19 protein-coding genes are annotated in these 17,590 nt (G+C 59.8%); 11 read left to right on the forward strand and 8 right to left on the reverse strand.

The annotated features are described in order from the left end of the window. Positions 1-21 precede the first annotated feature (21 nt). On the reverse strand, positions 22-1,203 hold the full coding sequence (gene purT, locus EO087_RS04270) for a formate-dependent phosphoribosylglycinamide formyltransferase (RefSeq protein ID WP_128897783.1): 1,182 nt from the start codon (positions 1,201-1,203) through the stop codon (positions 22-24). A 197-nt stretch (positions 1,204-1,400) separates the two neighbouring features. On the opposite strand from purT, the gene EO087_RS04275 reads away from it, so the two are divergent. Next, positions 1,401-2,015: an SCO family protein gene (locus EO087_RS04275; RefSeq protein ID WP_128897784.1), complete on the forward strand. Its 615-nt coding sequence runs from the start codon at positions 1,401-1,403 to the stop codon at positions 2,013-2,015. A 2-nt stretch (positions 2,016-2,017) separates the two neighbouring features. Next, positions 2,018-2,464, forward strand: coding sequence for a copper chaperone PCu(A)C (locus EO087_RS04280; RefSeq protein WP_240669128.1), 447 nt, complete (start codon positions 2,018-2,020; stop codon positions 2,462-2,464). A 17-nt stretch (positions 2,465-2,481) separates the two neighbouring features. Here the strand turns inward: EO087_RS04280 and EO087_RS04285 are convergent, their stop codons facing one another. From EO087_RS04285 to EO087_RS04315, 7 genes are all read right to left on the reverse strand, one after another. Then, positions 2,482-3,354, reverse strand: coding sequence for a cytochrome c oxidase assembly protein (locus tag EO087_RS04285; protein ID WP_128897786.1), 873 nt, complete (start codon positions 3,352-3,354; stop codon positions 2,482-2,484). A gap of 76 nt (positions 3,355-3,430) precedes the next feature. Beyond that, positions 3,431-5,350: a Gldg family protein gene (locus EO087_RS04290; RefSeq protein WP_128899802.1), complete on the reverse strand. Its 1,920-nt coding sequence runs from the start codon at positions 5,348-5,350 to the stop codon at positions 3,431-3,433. 2 nt (positions 5,351-5,352) lie between these two features. Further along, positions 5,353-6,087: an ABC transporter permease subunit gene (locus tag EO087_RS04295; protein ID WP_128897787.1), complete on the reverse strand. Its 735-nt coding sequence runs from the start codon at positions 6,085-6,087 to the stop codon at positions 5,353-5,355. Continuing rightward, positions 6,084-7,022: an ABC transporter ATP-binding protein gene (locus EO087_RS04300; RefSeq protein WP_128897788.1), complete on the reverse strand. Its 939-nt coding sequence runs from the start codon at positions 7,020-7,022 to the stop codon at positions 6,084-6,086. Before EO087_RS04300 ends, EO087_RS04295 begins: the two co-directional genes overlap by 4 nt. 108 nt (positions 7,023-7,130) lie before the next feature. Then, positions 7,131-8,507, reverse strand: a complete 1,377-nt coding sequence (locus EO087_RS04305; RefSeq protein WP_128897789.1) for a polyketide cyclase — start codon at positions 8,505-8,507, stop codon at positions 7,131-7,133. A 221-nt stretch (positions 8,508-8,728) separates the two neighbouring features. After that, a complete protein-coding gene (locus EO087_RS04310) occupies positions 8,729-9,370 on the reverse strand; it encodes a response regulator transcription factor (protein WP_128897790.1) in 642 nt (213 codons plus the stop codon). 96 nt (positions 9,371-9,466) lie between these two features. Continuing rightward, on the reverse strand, positions 9,467-10,690 hold the full coding sequence (locus tag EO087_RS04315) for a sensor histidine kinase (protein WP_240669129.1): 1,224 nt from the start codon (positions 10,688-10,690) through the stop codon (positions 9,467-9,469). A gap of 238 nt (positions 10,691-10,928) precedes the next feature. Between EO087_RS04315 and EO087_RS04320 the strand changes: the two genes are divergently transcribed. From EO087_RS04320 to cfa, 9 genes are all read left to right on the forward strand, one after another. Continuing rightward, positions 10,929-11,549, forward strand: a complete 621-nt coding sequence (locus tag EO087_RS04320; protein WP_128897792.1) for a GNAT family N-acetyltransferase — start codon at positions 10,929-10,931, stop codon at positions 11,547-11,549. A 166-nt stretch (positions 11,550-11,715) separates the two neighbouring features. Then, complete coding sequence (gene minC / locus EO087_RS04325; protein ID WP_128897793.1) at positions 11,716-12,486, forward strand: septum site-determining protein MinC; 771 nt, start codon at positions 11,716-11,718, stop codon at positions 12,484-12,486. Positions 12,487-12,543: 57 nt separating this feature from the next. After that, the gene (gene minD, locus EO087_RS04330) at positions 12,544-13,359 is read left to right on the forward strand and encodes a septum site-determining protein MinD (RefSeq protein ID WP_128897794.1); all 816 of its coding nucleotides are present in this window, start codon (positions 12,544-12,546) and stop codon (positions 13,357-13,359) included. A 5-nt stretch (positions 13,360-13,364) separates the two neighbouring features. Continuing rightward, positions 13,365-13,643: a cell division topological specificity factor MinE gene (gene minE, locus EO087_RS04335; RefSeq protein WP_128897795.1), complete on the forward strand. Its 279-nt coding sequence runs from the start codon at positions 13,365-13,367 to the stop codon at positions 13,641-13,643. A gap of 4 nt (positions 13,644-13,647) precedes the next feature. After that, positions 13,648-14,127: a hypothetical protein gene (locus EO087_RS04340; RefSeq protein WP_240669130.1), complete on the forward strand. Its 480-nt coding sequence runs from the start codon at positions 13,648-13,650 to the stop codon at positions 14,125-14,127. A 30-nt stretch (positions 14,128-14,157) separates the two neighbouring features. Then, positions 14,158-15,261 carry a glycosyltransferase family 9 protein gene (locus EO087_RS04345; protein ID WP_128897796.1) on the forward strand — a complete coding sequence of 368 codons (1,104 nt, stop codon included), beginning with the start codon at positions 14,158-14,160 and terminating at the stop codon, positions 15,259-15,261. 394 nt (positions 15,262-15,655) lie between these two features. Next, positions 15,656-16,042, forward strand: coding sequence for a fluoride efflux transporter CrcB (crcB, locus tag EO087_RS04350; RefSeq protein WP_128897797.1), 387 nt, complete (start codon positions 15,656-15,658; stop codon positions 16,040-16,042). Positions 16,043-16,058: 16 nt separating this feature from the next. Beyond that, positions 16,059-16,421 carry a DUF190 domain-containing protein gene (locus EO087_RS04355; protein ID WP_128897798.1) on the forward strand — a complete coding sequence of 121 codons (363 nt, stop codon included), beginning with the start codon at positions 16,059-16,061 and terminating at the stop codon, positions 16,419-16,421. Further along, entirely contained in the window at positions 16,418-17,536 is a 1,119-nt protein-coding gene (gene cfa / locus EO087_RS04360) for a cyclopropane fatty acyl phospholipid synthase (protein ID WP_128897799.1), read from the forward strand. Before EO087_RS04355 ends, cfa begins: the two co-directional genes overlap by 4 nt. The last annotated feature ends 54 nt before the right edge of the window (positions 17,537-17,590 follow it).

Consider the following 17,590-nt stretch of genomic DNA (forward strand, 5'->3'; position numbering starts at 1 on the left):
CCGACTGCCGCAGTATGGATCTTACAACTCCGTGCGAACGGCCTTTGCAGCACGAATTGCCTTGGCCTTGGCTGCCTCGACATCCCTATCGCGTGCCAAAGTTACCGCCATGCGACGACGCCCCTTCACCTGCGGTTTGCCGAAGATGCGCAATTGGGTATCCGGTTCCGCTAGTGCTTCGGCGATGCCGTGATAGCGCGGCGCGCGCCCCTCCCCTTCCACCAACACAGCACACGAAGCCGAAGGCCCGTACTGGTGAATGACCGGAATCGGCAGCCCCAGGATAGCCCGTGCATGCAGGGCGAACTCAGAGAGTTCCTGCGAGATCAACGTCACCAGTCCGGTGTCATGCGGGCGGGGGCTAACCTCGGAAAAGATGATGCCGTCACCCTTCACAAAGAACTCCACGCCAAACACGCCCCAGCCGCCCAAGGCGCCGGTAATCGCTTCGGCCTGATGCTGCGCTTCTTTCAGCGCGGCCTCGCTCATCGGTTGCGGCTGCCAGGATTCGCGGTAATCGCCGTCTTCCTGACGATGCCCGATCGGGGCGCAGAAGCTGATGCCGTTTTTGTGTCGGATGGTAAGCAGGGTGATCTCATCGTCGAACGGCACGAAGCCTTCCACGATCACCCGACCTTTACCGGCGCGGCCACCGGATTGGGCGTAATCCCACGCTTCCTGCACGCCGGATGCATCCCGCACGATGCTCTGCCCCTTGCCCGACGAACTCATCACCGGCTTGATGACGAAGGGGTAACCGATGGCCGCCACGGCCTTCTGATATTCCGCCTGACTGTCGCAAAAACGATAGGATGACGTGGGTAGACCAAGCTCCTCGGCCGCCAGCCGGCGGATACCCTCGCGGTTCATGGTCAGCCAGGTGGCGCGTGCGGTCGGGACCACCCGCAAGCCTGCTTTTTCCAGCTCGATCAGGGTGGGTGTATGGATCGCCTCGATTTCTGGCACGACCAAATCGGGCTTTTCCTGTTCGATCAGCGCACGCAACGCTGTGCCGTCCAGCATGTCGAGCACATGACTGCGATGCGCCACCTGCATGGCCGGCGCATGGGCATAGCGATCCACCGCTACCACCTCTACCGCATAGCGTTGCAATTCGATCGCGACCTCCTTGCCTAGCTCACCCGCCCCCAGCAGTAAAACCTTCAGCGCATGGTCGGAATGGGGCGTGCCAAACGGCTTCATCGCGATCTCCGGTAAAAGCACCATTCTACTGCTGGAAGGTTGCCGCACCGCAGATTGACGCTGACAACGATAATCCCAGCGCCAGCCAGCCATCACGCACTCGGGCAAGTTGTTGCATAAAAACGGTTTCCTGTTGCGAAAGCGCGAAGCGGGGTACGCGTGGCGTATGCTGGGCAGGATTTCTACAGGATTTTTGCATGAAGCTGTCATGTCTCGTCCGCCTGGCTGCCCTGTCAACACTGTTCACGATAGGTTTACTGCTAAGTGCCTGCCATCAGGACAAGCAGCAACCGTGGCAATTGACCGATATCTCCGGACATATGCCGGACCTGTCTTTCCGCCTCACCGATGATCAGGGCAAGGCGGTTACCGCGGCCGATTATCATGGCAAGGTCGCCCTGCTCTACTTCGGCTACACCCATTGTCCCGATGTGTGCCCGCTGACGTTGGCGCACCTGCATGTCGTGATGCAGCAACTTGGCAAACAGGCTGATGATGTACGCATCCTTTTCGTCAGCGTCGATCCAATCCGCGATACACCGGCCGTACTGCACGATTACGTGCGCGCTTTCGATCCACATGCTGTTGGCCTGACCGGTTCGCCGGCCGATATCGAAACCCTAAGCAAGCGTTATCGCGCGGCGTTCACTCGCGAACCCGGCAAGGCCGACGGCAGCTACGATGTTAGTCACAGTTCCGGCATCTACGTGTTTGATGGTGACGGCAAAGCTCGGCTACTGGCCACGCCCACCGATGCTCGGGACAAGCTGGTGCATGATCTGCATCGGTTGTTGGTGCCAGGGAGTACATGAACATGCGATACGTAGTCTTGCTGCTGGCGACAGCCTTGCTCTCCATTGGAAACCTCCACGCATCACAAGCCGACCACGTGACGACCAGCCACGCCTGGATCCGCCTGTTGCCCGTCAAGCTTCCTGCTAGCGGCTATGTCACCTTGCAGAACCATAGCGCCACTGCCGTCACCCTCGTTTCGGCACATAGCAGCGCCTATGCCTTCGTGAGGCTGCATCAAAGCACGGTAGCAAGCAGCGGCATGAGCAACATGAGCATGGTCGCGCAACTGGATATACCCGCACAGGGCAAGGTCACGCTGGCACCGGCTGGCTATCACCTGATGCTGGAAGATCCCCATCGCGCACTGGAGCCCGGCGATATCGTGGATATCACCCTGGATTTTTCGGATGGGAGCCAATTACCGGTGCATTTTCTGGTACGCCCAGCCAATGCTGATTCGAATTGAGAGCCTGCTGCACGTCATCAACCACTGCCGACGGAAACAGCTTTCGCCGCAGACTGCCGCGTAAGCAACTGGCGGCGAAGGCGACCAGTACGCGATAACCGAAGCCATTGGCGCATCGCCAGCAGGCCGCCAACGGTTTCAATGGTGGCGGCAGGCACCCAGATGATGATGCCGCCAATCAACTGCCCGGTGAACACGTTGAACTGGAACGCGCGCCCGCAGATTTCGAAAATGGGATACAGGTCAGTCTTGGAGAAAGTAATGATGGCGCCAGCCAGAATCTGCGGCGCCATGGTGATGCCGGGTGACAACACGCGCAGTCCCGGCAGCATGCGCCCTGGTGGGCGCGGTCTATGATCAAGGATCAGCCACCAGTAGATGAAGCCGCTGACGATCATCGACCAGTTCATGAAGCGGTACACGCGCCAGTCGAGCATGGCCAGCGTCTGCATGGGAGTGATCAGCCAGATCAGGACGAAGACCACAAACAGCACTGTCGCCACCGCCGGATTCAGCAGCACAGCGCTGATCAGCCGCCATGGCCAACTACGTAACGCAGGGCGAAGCACGCGCACCCGCACGTTGAGCGGCAAACCTGCCCGCAATACCGATCTCGGATAAGACGCGACGATCACCAACGGCGCCAAATGGTGCAACAGCAACTGTTGGATACGGTGCATGAAGAATTCATGCTCCGCATAGAAATCGAAATAGGTCTGCAGGCTCAGATAGACCACCACCATGCCGGTCCAGAATGCCAGCCGTCGGCCAAAGCTCACCGGTAACCGGTGGCAACCGCGCCAATACAGCACGCACGCGGTGAGGAAGCTCGCAAGGAATACCCACGAGAATTCCCAGGGCACCATCCATTTTAGCAACGCGGCAATCATCGACCCGACACACCCCTCAGCAGCAACGGCAACCCAACTTAGTTCATCAAATGAGTAGGGCGTGAGCCCCATGACACTAGGCCCGCTGACGCCGATTGCGTCGCGTGCGGCGCCAGCCATAAAGCAAGCCGATGATGGTGATCAGCAACGGTAGCACCACGATATTGATCACCTTCAACCGCGTTCCCAGCGCATCGATTTCGGCGTTGAGTTGGTGCTGCACGTCGCGCAACTCTTTGCTGATGGCAAGCTGGCGCCGTAGGAACTGCTCGATCTCCTGCTTCTGCTCGGCATTGGTGGACGTGTCGCGATCGCCTTTTACCGGCTGCAATTCGCTCAAGCGCAGCTTGGTGTCCGCCAGCTCGCTTTCCAACTCCTGTTTCTTTTGCAGGAATTTGCGATCAGCCGCATGTCGCAACGCATCCACGCGCGTGAACGATCGCTGCGAACTGGAGCGACCGCGAATGGAAAGCAGCGTCGACGAACCACTAAGGCTGTCGACCAGGTTGTTGATGAAATCGCCGTTGTTGGCAAATGCGCTGAGCAAGGGCTGGCCCAGGAAGTTTTGCGTTTCCACCCACAGGCGATCGGTCAGCAGGTCGGTATCCGCCACCAGGATCACTTCCGCATTCGCTGGCGACTCCGCCAAATGTCCTGGTCGCCTGGCCCATTCCGGGAAAGCACTGACGAACGGTCCGCGCAACCGCGCCGCAATCACATAGTTCTGGTTCTGCGGCTGATACCCCTGCAATAGGGTCGAGGGGTTGTTGCTCGCATCGATCACCCGCTGGGTGGGCACCACTTCGGCGTCTGCGCTGCTTTGCATCAGTGGAACCAGGCGCGTGCTTGCATTCGGTAGCAGATCGAAGTGACCTGTGGTGGAAACATTGACGCGTTGCAGGCTTGCCGTGACGACATCGTCGCGATTGAGCTCCTGCGTTCCCAAGCCCAACATGGCCGGGTGCGCGAGATTCGTACCGGCCAGCTCGATCTGCAGCGCGCGGCCACGATCGAGCACGATCTGGTCGGGGTTATACGCCACGCCCCAGTCAGCAAACAAACGCGGCAGGTTGGAGCTGTGGTTATTGGTGCCAGCCAGCGCGTCCTGGGACAACGAGGTGGGATCGGATTCTGCAAAAGGATCGACGAATACCACCAAATGCCCGCCGCCAAGCACGTACTGATCGAGCGCATATTGCGCATCGTTCGACAGATTCTTGGGATGGATCAGCAACAGCACCTGGATGCGCTTGTCGATCTTCTTGAGTTTGCTCGCATCCAGCGTTTCCACATCGAACAACTGCTGCAACTGTTGCATCATCGCCCACGGCGCCGTGCCCTGAAGCGGGTCGCCCATCACTGGCAAATTGGCGATCAGGCCGATGCGCGGTTTTTCCGGCTCGTTGAGCTGATACAGCAGCTTGGCGATGTCGTATTCCAAAAAGGTCTCTCGGAGCAGATCGAAGAACGGAATCGCCAGGGTCCGATCGACCCTCTTCGAGCTTTTGTCATCCGGCGTATCCGCATTGACATCCGAAGTCACGTCGCTGTTCGACGGTCGGGTGGACCCGACCAGGCCAAAGAAAATACGCTCGCCGTTGCTGCCGCCACTCATCGGCGTAAGGCCGTTACCCTCGGCACTCGCTTCATCATCGGAATACGGCACCGGGTCGACGATCTGCAGACGGATGTGCCCGTGCGAACGGGCCACCATTTCCTGCAGCATTTCCGCCACGCGCTGCTCGTAGCTGCGCAATTGTGGCAGGTCCTTGGTGGCATGCTGGGAAAAGTACAAGGTGAGCCACAGCGGCCGATGCGCGCTGTCGATGATCTGTCGCGTTCCTGGCGACAGCGTGTAGAGCCCGTCGGTGGTGAGATCGAATCGTTCCGGCGCCAGCCAGCGGCTGGTGACCAGGGCAAGGCTGCAGTAGGCGATGATCAGCGCGATCAGTGCGCCAAACAGGATGGTGCGTCGACGCAAAGTGAGACGTACCATCATCAATGGTTCCGCTTCAGATCGAGCACCAGCACACCGGCGGTCAGCCAAGCGGCGATGGTGAGCACAAAGTAGATGATGTCACGCACGTCCAACACGCCACGCGCAATCGCTTCGTAGTGCCGCAGCATGGACAGATGCGCTACAGCATTGACCAGTTTGCGTGGCAGCGCGCCCTGAAAGAAATCGATGACCTCCGCTTGACCAACCAAGATCAGCAGCACACACACCACGGCGGTAAGAATGAAGGCCACCACCTGGCTGCTGGTCAACGTGGACAGGCAGGCGCCGATGGCAAGGAAAGCACCCGCCATCAACCAACTACCGATGTATCCGGCCACGATGATGCCGTTGTCGGGCGAGCCCAGGTAATTGACGGTGATCCAAATCGGAAAGGTCAGCAGCAAGGCCAGCCCGACGAAGAGCCATGCCGCCAAGAACTTGCCCAGCATGGACTGCCACAGGGTCAGGGGCAGGGTTTGCAGCAATTCCAACGTTCCTGACTTGGCCTCTTCCGCCCACATGCGCATCGACACAGCCGGCACCAGGATCAGGTATAGCCAGGGATGCATCACGAAGAACGGTTGCAAGTCCGCAATGTTGCGATCGTAAAAATCGCCGGCATAGAACGTGAGGATGCCGACAAGCACAAGGAAGATCACCAGGAATACGTACGCTACTGGCGTTACGAAGTAGCTGCGCAATTCGCGGCGCATCACTGCCATGGTGGGGCTCATGGCTGCGCCTCCGTTTCGGCGCCTAGCGTAATCTGACGGAACACTTCGTCCAGACGTCCACGTTCAAGCTGGATTTCGGAGACTTCCAGCCCTTGTTGGCGCAGTAGCGATTCGACCGGCTCCAGAATCCGCTCACCAGGTTTGGGGAAGACAGTGATGCGGCCATCCAACGGATCCACTTCAATACCCGCGGCCTGCGGCAGGCGCCCAAGCATTTCCTGCGATATGCCGCTGCCTACCGCACTGAACGACACTGCGCCGTGATAGCGCGAGCGTGCTTCCAATTCAGCCGGTGTGGCATCCGCGCGCAGACGTCCGCCCGCGATGATCACCACGCGATTGCACAGAGCATGCACTTCTTCCAGCAGATGGGTCGAAATCAGGATGGTGCGCTCGCGCGCCATCGAGTCGATCAACTGACGCACGGCATGTTTCTGATTGGGATCGAGACCGTCGGTGGGCTCATCGAGCATCAGCACCGGTGGATCGTGCACGATGGCTTGCGCAAGACCGACACGACGCCGCAGGCCTTTGGATAAGGTATCGACACTGACATTCAGTGCATCTTCGAGCTGCAATCGGCCAACCACTTCGTTGAAGCGTCGCCGACCCACATCGGACCGCAAGCCGCGCACGCGCATGATGAAGACCAGGAATTCGCGAACTGTCATTTCGCCATAGCTCGGCGCGCCCTCCGGCAGATAGCCAAGCGCGCGCTTGGCTTTCAGCGACTGCTTGCGCACATCGTATCCGCACACTCGCGCGGTGCCGGCGGTAGGCGCGAGAAAGCCAGCGATCATGCGCATCGCCGTAGTCTTGCCTGCACCATTGGGACCCAGCAGGCCAAGTACCTGGCCCGGTTCGGCGTAGATGCTCAACGCATCCACCGCGGTCAAATGGCCATAGCGCTTGGTGAGCGAGTCGGTTTCGATCATGTTGGTCGTGAAAAGGACTGCCCTGCAATGTACCGCATGCGATGCATCGTAGGGCAAACAAAAGCCCTCCGCGAAGGGAGGGCTTTCGATAGCGTCGATGCGCTGGAATTACTTGGCCGGTGCTGCAGCGGTGCTGGCCGGAGCCGGCGCGGTACCGCTGGAAGCGGGCTGGCCATTGGCATTGAGGATGCCCGGCTGCTTGATGCCCGCCTGCTGCTCAGGTGTCTGCTGCGGCAACGTGGCACCATCGGCGGAATCCATGATCGGCAGGTACACGGTGTACTGCGCATAGGTGGTGATGGCGCCGCTGGCATCCTTCACTTCCGGCTGGGTGAGGATGTCGTACAGGCGATGGGTCACTTCATCGTATTTGTAACCGTGCGTTTGCGCATAGGCCTTCAGCATGTCGCGGGTCTGCGGCACGCCGGCAGCGGTACCGTTCCACGGTGCTTCCAGGGCCGGACCACCGAAGGCGAGCGTAGCGCGCACATTGTTGTCGATGATCAGGCGACCATAACGGTCCTTGCCGCCTGGTTGGCTGTTATCCGGATTGGCGGGTGCGGCAGCGGTGCCGCTGGATGCTGGAGCGGTCTGGTCGTTCAATGACGGCGGGGTAGCTGCGGTTAACTGATAGCTCTGGCCAGCCACATTAACGTTGGCGGAGTCGATCGGCATAGCGACATCGAAGGTATAGGTCTCGTCACCGTAGTTGGTGGTGAGGATCACGCGTGGACCGGTAGTGTGCACGCCGAGCTTCTTGGCGGCATCGCCGATTTCCTTGATGGCGGCGTCGGTGGCTTCGTTCAGGCCGTCCAGACCGTCCTTGCGCTTCATCGACGTGGAAACGATCAGCACCGGCTCCTGCTTGGTCTGCACGATGTACGGATCAAGCGTGCTGTAGTCGATGTTCGGCACCACGGCCAGTACGTTTTGCAGATCATTCAGGCTGTACTGGATGAAAGCATCCGGCTGGCCGTGGATGTACATGTTGGCGTAACGGTTGAACAGATTGAAACCATAACTGACGTCATACGACCAGGTGATCTTGGTTAGCTTGCCGGAGTTGCCCTGACGCAGCAGGTCGAGGGTGAAATGCTTGTCGCTGCCACGCCAGGCATTGTCCACATTCCACACCACTTCTGCGCTGTTGACGGTGGGATCGATCGCGTTGAAATCCGGCTTGGCGCTGGCGATGGTCAGCTTGCCCTCGCCCACCTTCTGATCCTGGCTGTTCCAACTGATCTCGGAGCCCGGACCGTAGGCATTGCCGGACAAGGCATAAGTGGTCTTGGGATCGTAAGCGCGCAACACGCCGTAATCGGGGAAGGTGCGGAAATTGTTCACTACGTCGTAGACCTGGCGCAGGTCTTTGCTGACTACCAACGACCGCTCAACGTGGCCGCTGCTGGGCATGATGACGCCCACCACGACGCCAACAACGGCGACGATGATCAGGGCAACGATGAATTCCAGAACACGCGTCATTCCAGGTTTCTCCGAGACGTATCTCTTGCAGTGGAAAGCGCATGACAGAATGGAACCGCCATGGATGGCTTTCCACGAGGAAAATCGCATCAGGACGGGGGTCGGTCGGCGCCTAAGCTGCCGATGGTACTTGCTAGCGCGCAGGAACGCTACGGGCCAAAGAGGCTCGTCGCTGCGTTGCTACGCAGCATTTTTCGACGGTCCCCGAGGTGACCATATGGTTAGACAATCCCAAGCTCCAGCGCCTTCAACACAGCCCGGGTACGATCGCGCACGCCGAGCTTGGAAAGGATGTTGGAAACGTGATTCTTCACAGTACCCTCGGCCACCTTCAGGGAGTTGGCAATTTCCTTGTTGCTATAACCACCGGAAAGCAGACGCAGGATTTCGGTCTCACGTTCGGTCAACGGGTCAGGTTGTTCCAAACTGGTGAACTGGTTATGGATACGTCCCACTCCGGCCAGCAAGCGTTGGGTTACCATCGGCGCCACCAGCGAACCGCCACTGGCTACGGTGCGCACGGCTTCGACCAATTGCTCCAGCGATACATCTTTGAGCAGATAGCCACGCGCACCCGCCTTCAGACCCTGCAGTACGAGCTGGTCGTCATCGAAGGTGGTGAGGATGATGGTCGGTGGCAACTCATTGCGTGCCGACAACGCCTGCAGCACTTCCAGCCCACTCATGTTGGGCATGCGCAGGTCCAGCAGCACGACATCCGGCTTGATGCGAGGGATGTCCTGTATAGCCTGCACGCCATCGGCACATTCGGCCACGACACGGATGTCCTCCGCCAGATCAAGCAGGGAACGCACCCCCTGGCGCACCAGGTTCTGGTCGTCGACGAGACAAACGGAAATCATCGTGAATCCTCGCGGTGCTGACGGCTCATCGTGAGCCATGTACGTATAACGAACTGGGACAGGCACTTGTCATTCTTGCAAGTCATCAGAGGGTCCCTAGGTCAGGCTCAACGCAGGCGGCTCGAAACGTGATGGCGTGTGCGCCAATACCGAAGGTTCACCCAAGGGAAGACTGACGTGCAGACCAAAACCGTGCCCTGCTTCGCTTTCCATCGCTACGTAACCGCCGAATTCGGTGAGGCGTTCACGCATACCTGATAAGCCATTGCCGGGTAGGATTTTCGCTGCGCCGCGACCATCGTCCCGTGCGCTCAGGCTAAGCAGGTTTTCATCGTCATAATTAAAAGTGAGCCACAAGTTACGCGCGCCGGCATGCTTGGCCGTGTTAGTGATGATTTCCTGCGCACAACGTAGCAATACCTGAGCCCGACGCGGGTCTTCCACACTAAAGCGCGGCGGGGTGGTCAGGTGTACATGCAGTCCAGGTACACCGTCGATTAGGCTTTGCAACGCCTGGGTCAAGTCGATGGCATCATCCTGGCGCAGCTCGCTGACAGCTTCGCGCACGTCGGCCAGCAACAGACGCGCCGTGTTCTGTGCCTTGCGCACGTGCTCGGAAGCGGCTTCGTTGCTGAGGTGGCTGGCCACTTCAAGGTTGAGGCTCAATGCGGTGAGATGATGGCCAATCAGGTCGTGCAACTCGCGCGCAATGCGCATGCGCTCGGCGATGCGCGTGGACTCCGCCAGCAGCGCGCGCGTGGCACGCAATTCCGAGTTGAGACGACGTTGCGCTTCCCGCTCCTCTGCCTGCTGACTGGCCACCATGGAGGTCACGAAACCCAACATGGAAAAAGCTGTATAGATACTCGCCTGCAACACGCCAAGGATGATGCTGTGCTTGAGCTCGGCAAAGGTAGAGAACAACGCCGCCAGACATAAAGTCTGCAGGGCGATCCACGCAACACCCGCCCAGAACGGCACCAGCCAGGGCAGCACCACCGATACCACCACCATCAGGATCGCCGTCAAGCCACTATGGCTGTACCACCCCACCACCAACGCCGCCACGGCCATCAGCAGCAGGCCAATCAGGCGCGCAGGCACATTGGTACGCGCACCCAGGTTGTTGGTGATCAGTAGATAGAGAACACCAAACAATAGATAGAACAGCGTCCACAGCAGCAAGGCGAAATTGGGGCTGTGAAGCAAATCCAACCGTTCGGTGGCCCACGTGGTGAACACCGGCGTGCCACAGCACAGGTAGGTGATCAGCCCAGTGATACGCAGGACACGGATATGGTTGAAATGGGTCATTGCCATGCCCCGCATCATAGGCCCGCGCCCAAATCGCGCAATGCGCGGGAAGTCACCCCTGCGGGTATCGACAAAAGCAGGCCCACGTGCTTTAGCCGCCCAGCACCGCATCCAATCTCACGGCTTTACAAAGCTTTTACATGCCGCAGCACGGGATGTGCCGCCTGTTGGCACATGCCATAATGCGCGAAGAGCTGGGCCGTCACTCGGTCTTATCTAGCAACCCATCACTGCGGAGCAACGAATGGCCCTTGCCATCCGCGACGTGCGCGAGCACGACCTGGATGCCGTACTGGCGCTCAACAACACCGCCGGTCGCTCCATTCTCGTCCTGGACACCGCGCAGTTGCGCTACTTCTACGAGCACGCCGATTATTTTCGCGTGGCCGAAATCGACGGCCAGCTTGCGGGATTCCTGATCGCCCTGCGTGACGGCCAGGATTACGGCAGTCCCAACTACCACTGGTTCGGCGAACACTACCCGTCGTTCGTCTACATCGATCGCATCGTCATTGCCAACGCCTACCGCCGCCACGGCCTAGGCCGCATCTTCTATTGCGATGTGAACAGCTTCGCCGAAGTGCGCGTGCCACTGCTGACTTGCGAGGTCTTTCTCGAACCGCCGGATGACGTGGTGGTGCTGTTCCACGGCACCTACGGCTTCCAGGAAGTGGGTCAGCAACGCATGGACGAAGACGGACCGCAGGTGAGCCTGCTGGCCAAGGATCTGCCCAGCTACGCCTTTGTGCGCGACACCTATCTAGAGCACGCCGGCCTGCCCGACCTACCCTGGCTGGCCGGTCGCCCCGTTTACCTGAACGATGACGCCACATCACGCCGTCTTGTAGGAGAGCGACGCCCATGAATAAGCGCCTGCCTTCATACGCCAAGTCCTCCGCGCCGGATCTGTTTGCCCCCATGCCTACCTCATCACCCCATCATATATCGACCTATGCTCCTTCATTCCCCCCTGGCCTGCGAGCAAACCGCTTCCGGCGTGGGGGACTTGGCGTATGAAGGCAGGTTCTGTGATGGATACAACGGAGGCTTGTGACCTGCGCTTCGGCCAGGTCGGCATTGCCTGTGTGCGCGTAAAACGCGCCGACGCAGCCGCCTTGTGCGAAGAATTGGAACGCCGCGTACGTTCCGCGCCGCCATTGTTCTCGCGTGCGGCGGTCGTGCTGGACCTGAGCCACCTGCTCGACCCGCCTGACGACGGCACGGTCGATGCTCTGCTTGAAGCAGTGCGTAGCGCCGGCATGCTGCCGGTAGGCCTCGCCTACGGCACTAGCGCCACCGAGGCGTTAGCCCAGCGCATGGGCCTGCCGCTGATCGCTAAGTTCCGCGCCGCCTATGAGCCCGCCGACGGCGGCAGCATCGCTCCACCAGTACCGAGCCTCGTACCCGCAGCGGCACCCGCGCCTGCTCCGGTGCGTGAGCCCGTGCTGGCGGCGCCCGCTCCCGGCAGCACGCCTGGCGCGCAGCATCATGAAGGTGCGGTGCGCTCGGGCCAACAAGTTTATGCACGCGACCGCGACCTGGTCGTGATGGGCACCATCGCCAATGGCGCCGAAGTGATCGCCGATGGCAGCATCCATGTTTACGGCAGCCTGAAGGGTCGTGCGATGGCGGGTGCGCAAGGGGATGTAAAAGCACGTATCTTCGTCTCGGATTTCCGTGCCGAGCTGGTGGCCATCGCCGGCCACTATCGGGTCTTCGAGCAGATTCCCAAAGACCTGGAGGGCCAGTCTGTGCAATGCTGGCTCGATGGCGAGAAGTTGCTGATTGCGCCGTTGAAATAACGGGCGCCCTTCCCATAAACGATCCACTATGAAAAGAACACCAGCGGAGACGAACCCTTGAGTGCTGAGATTATCGTTGTGACGTCCGGTAAGGGCGGCGTCGGCAAAACCACCACCAGCGCATCGCTTGCCACCGGTCTGGCCATGCAGGGCAAGAAGGTGGCCGTGATCGACTTCGACGTCGGCTTGCGCAATCTCGACCTGATCATGGGCTGCGAACGCCGCGTAGTGTACGACTTCGTCAATGTCGTACAGGGCGAAGCCACCATCAAGCAGGCCCTGATCAAGGACAAGCGCCACGAAAACCTCTCCGTGCTCGCCGCCAGCCAGACGCGCGACAAGGACGCACTGACTCAGGAAGGCGTGGAAAAGGTGCTCGACGAGCTGACCAAGGATGGCTTCAACTACATCATCTGCGATTCGCCGGCCGGCATCGAGAAAGGCGCGCACCTGGCGATGTATTTTGCCGATCACGCCGTGGTGGTGGTGAATCCGGAAGTGTCCTCGGTGCGCGATTCCGATCGCATCCTGGGCCTGCTGGCCAGTAAGACGCGCCGCGCCGAGCGCGGCAATGACGCCATTGCGCAGCATCTGTTGCTGACCCGCTACAACCCCGCACGTGTCGAGCAAGGCGAAATGCTCAGCGTGAAGGATGTGGAGGAAATCCTCGGCATCAACGTTGTCGGCGTGATTCCAGAATCGGAAAACGTGCTCGCCGCCTCCAACGCCGGCGTGCCGGTGATTATGGATGAAAGCTCCCATGCCGGGCAGGCTTATCGTGACACCGTGGCCCGCATTCTTGGCGAAACCCTCCCGATGCGCTTCCTTGACGCACCCAAGAAGGGCTTCTTCCAGCGCGTATTCGGAGGCTGATCGCGATGGGTATCCTCGATTTCCTGAAGCGTAAGCCGGAACCCACCGCCGCGGTCGCCAAGGAACGCCTGCGCATCATCGTCGCGCAGGAACGCTCTACCCGCGGCGCTCCGGACTACCTGCCGCTATTGCGCAACGAATTGCTGGAAGTCATCAAGAAATACGTCAACGTCGACCTCGAAGCGATCAACATCAATGTCGAACGCGACAGCGGGCATGAAGTGCTGGAGCTGTCGGTAGCGTTACCGGATGGCAAGCCGGCAGCGGGTAACGCGGCGACTTGATGTTTTGCCTGATTCTGTCCTACGCCTCGCCGACATCGATGGCACAGCTATCGAATCCCTGCTCGCCCATTACAGCCTGAGCCTGGTGCGCGTGGCCGATGGCGAAACCATTCCCGGCAGCTATTGGGGTGAAGACGAGGCCGGCATCATCGGTCACACAGTCTACGTCCGCAACGACACACCCGTGCATTCCCTGCTGCACGAAGCCGGCCACCTGATCGTGCTGCCGCCTGAGCGGCGTGCCGAAACGCATACTGACGCCACCGACTCGGTCAGCGAAGAGGATGCCGTCTGCTACCTGCAGATCGTGCTGGGTGGCACGCTGCCCGACGTCGGCCGCGGACGCGTGATGAGCGACATGGATGCCTGGGGCTATACCTTCCGGCTCGGTTCGGCGCGCGCATGGTTCGAGCAGGATGCCGACAACGCCCGCGACTGGCTGATCGAACGCGGCCTGCTGACATCGGGCGGCGAACCGGTATAGTCGCGTCGCCCCATCGACACGAAACCTACTGTGCTGAAGAACACACGTTTTTACGATCCGATTAACGACTTTCGCCGCGAAGTTGCACGTCGCCTCATGCACATGATGTTCGGCAGCCACGGGCAGCCAACCTCCGAACCGCTGCCAGAGCAAGGCATCTACCGCATCCTGATCTGCCACGTCAGCCACAGTCTTGGCAATACGCTGCTGCTTACGCCCTTGCTGGTGGAACTGGAAAAGGTCTACCCGGGCGCAGAAATCGACATCCTCACCCGCAGCCCGATCGCCAAGGATATCTACGGTCATTTTTTCAGCGTGCAGCGCATCTTCCCGTTGCCTGCACATGGCGTCGGTCATCCGTTCCAGTTCTTCCGCACGCTCAGGCGCATGCGCAAGCAACGTTATGACCTGGCGATCGATGCCGATGCCTTGTCCCATACAGGTCGCTTGCTGATGCTGTTGTCAAATGCGACATACACACTGGGGTTCAGCGGCCCGAAGAAGCATGGCGAGATAACCCACGCCGTGCCGCTGCCGGAGCATCTGGAGAGCAAAGGCCGCCGTCCGGTCTATCTGCTGCGCAGTGCGATGGATCGCGACACAACGGCAGATTACCCCGTTCCGGATATCCGCCTCGGTGCTGGCGAACGCGAACAAGGGCGCGCGGTGCTCACCCGTTCACTCGTAGCAAACGGCATCACCTCGCCGGGCCGCGGCATCATCGGCATTTTCGGCAATGCGACCGGCACCAAGCTGTTAGGCGAGACATGGTGGACGCGCTTTTTGCAAGTGCTGGAAGCGCAATGTCCGGATCATCGCATCGTGGAGATCCTGCCAGCCTCTGGCCAATCGATGCTTAGCTCGCGCTACCCCGGCTACTACTCCAGCGACCTGCGCAAGATGGCGAGTGTATTGTCTGGCCTGGACGTCTATATCAGCTCCGACTGCGGCATCATGCATCTGGCCTGCGCTTCGCACGTTCCCACCCTGGGCATTTTCACCATCACCCGTACCGACGAATGGGGCCCCTATGGCCCAGGTCGGCATGCCATAGCCGCGCATGGTGTGGAACCGGAAGACGTGGCGCGCACGATTATGGCGATGCCCGAACTCACTTCCGGTATTCGCATTTGACTTAAGGCAGCGCTGAATAAGTATCGCCGTCGTCACCAGCCCTGTCTGTTCGCAGGCCATAGGGCCGACGACGAAGGTAGACTAGCTGTCTATCGAGACGGCGGACCGAAGGCATGCGGACAGACAGGGCTGGCCCCAACATGTTGAATTTAAAATGATGGGGTGACGCCTGGAAGGCCCGCAGGGTGTTCCGCGCGGCTTGGCAAGATGGCCAGTCTTCCCTGCGCCACGCAACACACCCTGCGGGCCTTCCAGGTGTCATGACGACGGCGATACTTATTCAGCGCTGCCTTAACCCCACCGCCATCGGCTAGTGTGGTGTCTCACCAGTAACGCGAAGACATTCCGAGTGGATGTCGCTGCGAGACAAGGCGCAAGGAGGAGTCATAATCACGTGAGCATCACTGGATTCCTTGCCGTGGGATTGGGCGGCGCCATCGGCTGCTGGATACGCTGGATACTCGGCATCCTGCTCAACCCCATCTTCCCCACCCTGCCTCTTGGTACTTTGGCCGCCAATCTCACCGGCGGCCTGATCATGGGCTGCATGATGGGCGTCTTCGAGCACTTCCAGACCCTGCCGCCAGAATGGCGCCTGTTCGTCATGACCGGCTTTCTTGGTGGCCTAACCACCTTTTCCACCTTCTCGGCCGAAGCCGATACGCTACTGCTGCGCGGGCAATACGTGTGGTTTGGCACCCATGTCGCCGTGCACCTGTTCGGCAGCCTTGCCATGACCATTCTTGGTATCTTCCTAACACGCGGCCTGCTGCGCCATTGAAACGGAGTCGACCGTCATGAGTGATGAAACATCCTTCGACAGTAGCTCCCATCAAGGCGTGTTCCTACGTTTCTATACACACGTACATGCCAGGCACAACGGCCTGCTGGTCTCCGAATGGCTGCTGGAGCTGGCCAAGCGACACAAGCTGGGCGGCGGCTCGGTATTCCGCGCCACAGCGGGCTTCGGCCGGCACGGCGTATTGCATCACGAAGCGTTCTTCGAATTGGCCGACGATCTTCCGCAGAAGATTGAATTCCTGCTGAGCGAACCCAACGCGCAGACATTGTTGCGGCTAGTGTGCGAAGCGGGGGTGGATCTGGTATACGCCTGGTCGCCCATTCATTTCGGCATGTTGGGCAAAGAAGGAACAGGATGAGTCAGGATTCTTTGAGGCAACGCGCCGCGGAGCTACTCCAGATGGCCGGCGTGCACATCGATGGCACGGCACCGACGGATATCCGCGTTCACGATGAACAGTTTTACGCACGCGTCTTCGCACATGGCTCGCTAGGGCTGGGCGAGGCTTACATCGATGGCTGGTGGGATGCCGGCGACTTGCCTGGCATGTTCACCCGCATCTTGTCCAGCCACCTCGACGAGCATCTCAAAACACTGGATACGCTGATCACGCACCTCAAGGCACGCTTCATCAACATGCAACGCGGCCAGCATGCCTTCGACATCGGCAGAGCGCATTACGATCGCGGCAATGATCTGTTCAAAGCCATGCTCGGCAAGCGCATGGTGTACTCCTGCGGCTACTGGGCACAAGCCACCAACCTGGATGACGCACAGGAAGCCAAGCTCGAACTAATCTGCCGCAAGCTGCAACTGAAACCCGGCATGCGCGTGCTGGATATCGGCTGCGGCTGGGGCGAGGCGCTGAAGTTTGCGGCCGAGCGTTACGGCGTGATCGGCGTGGGTGTCACGGTCTCCCACGAGCAGGCGGAACTGGCGCGTGAGCTATGCCATGGCCTACCGATAGACATCCGTTTGCAAGATTACCGCAAGCTTGACGAATCTTTCGACGCGATCATGTCGATCGGCATGTTCGAGCATGTGGGCGGCAAGAATTATCGTGAATACTTCGAGGTAGCGCGTCGTTGCCTGAAAAAAGATGGATTGTTCCTGCTGCACAGCATCGGCACCAATCACTCGCCGGGCCGGCCGGATCCATGGATCGAAAAATACATCTTCCCGAATTCGATGATACCGGCAGCCAGCCAAGTGGCCGCCGCACTCGAAGGTTTGTTCGTCGTCGAGGACTGGCACAATTTCGGCGCCGATTACGATCGCACGCTGACCGCATGGCGCGCGAACTTCGATGCGGCATGGCCGGCACTTTCCGCTCACTACGACGAACGCTTCCGTCGCATGTGGCAGTTCTACCTGGCGGTATCGGCCGCCGTCTTCCGCAGCCGGCGCGATCAGCTCTGGCAAATTACGCTTAGTCCGCACGGTGTTCCCGGCGGCTACCGCGTACCTCGGTAAGGCCATCCGATTACACACATCCGAAACATCTGATGGGTAAGCCCCTCTCCCTTC

Origin of the sequence: Dyella sp. M7H15-1, from assembly GCF_004114615.1 — a bacterium.
GTDB lineage: Bacteria > Pseudomonadota > Gammaproteobacteria > Xanthomonadales > Rhodanobacteraceae > Dyella_B.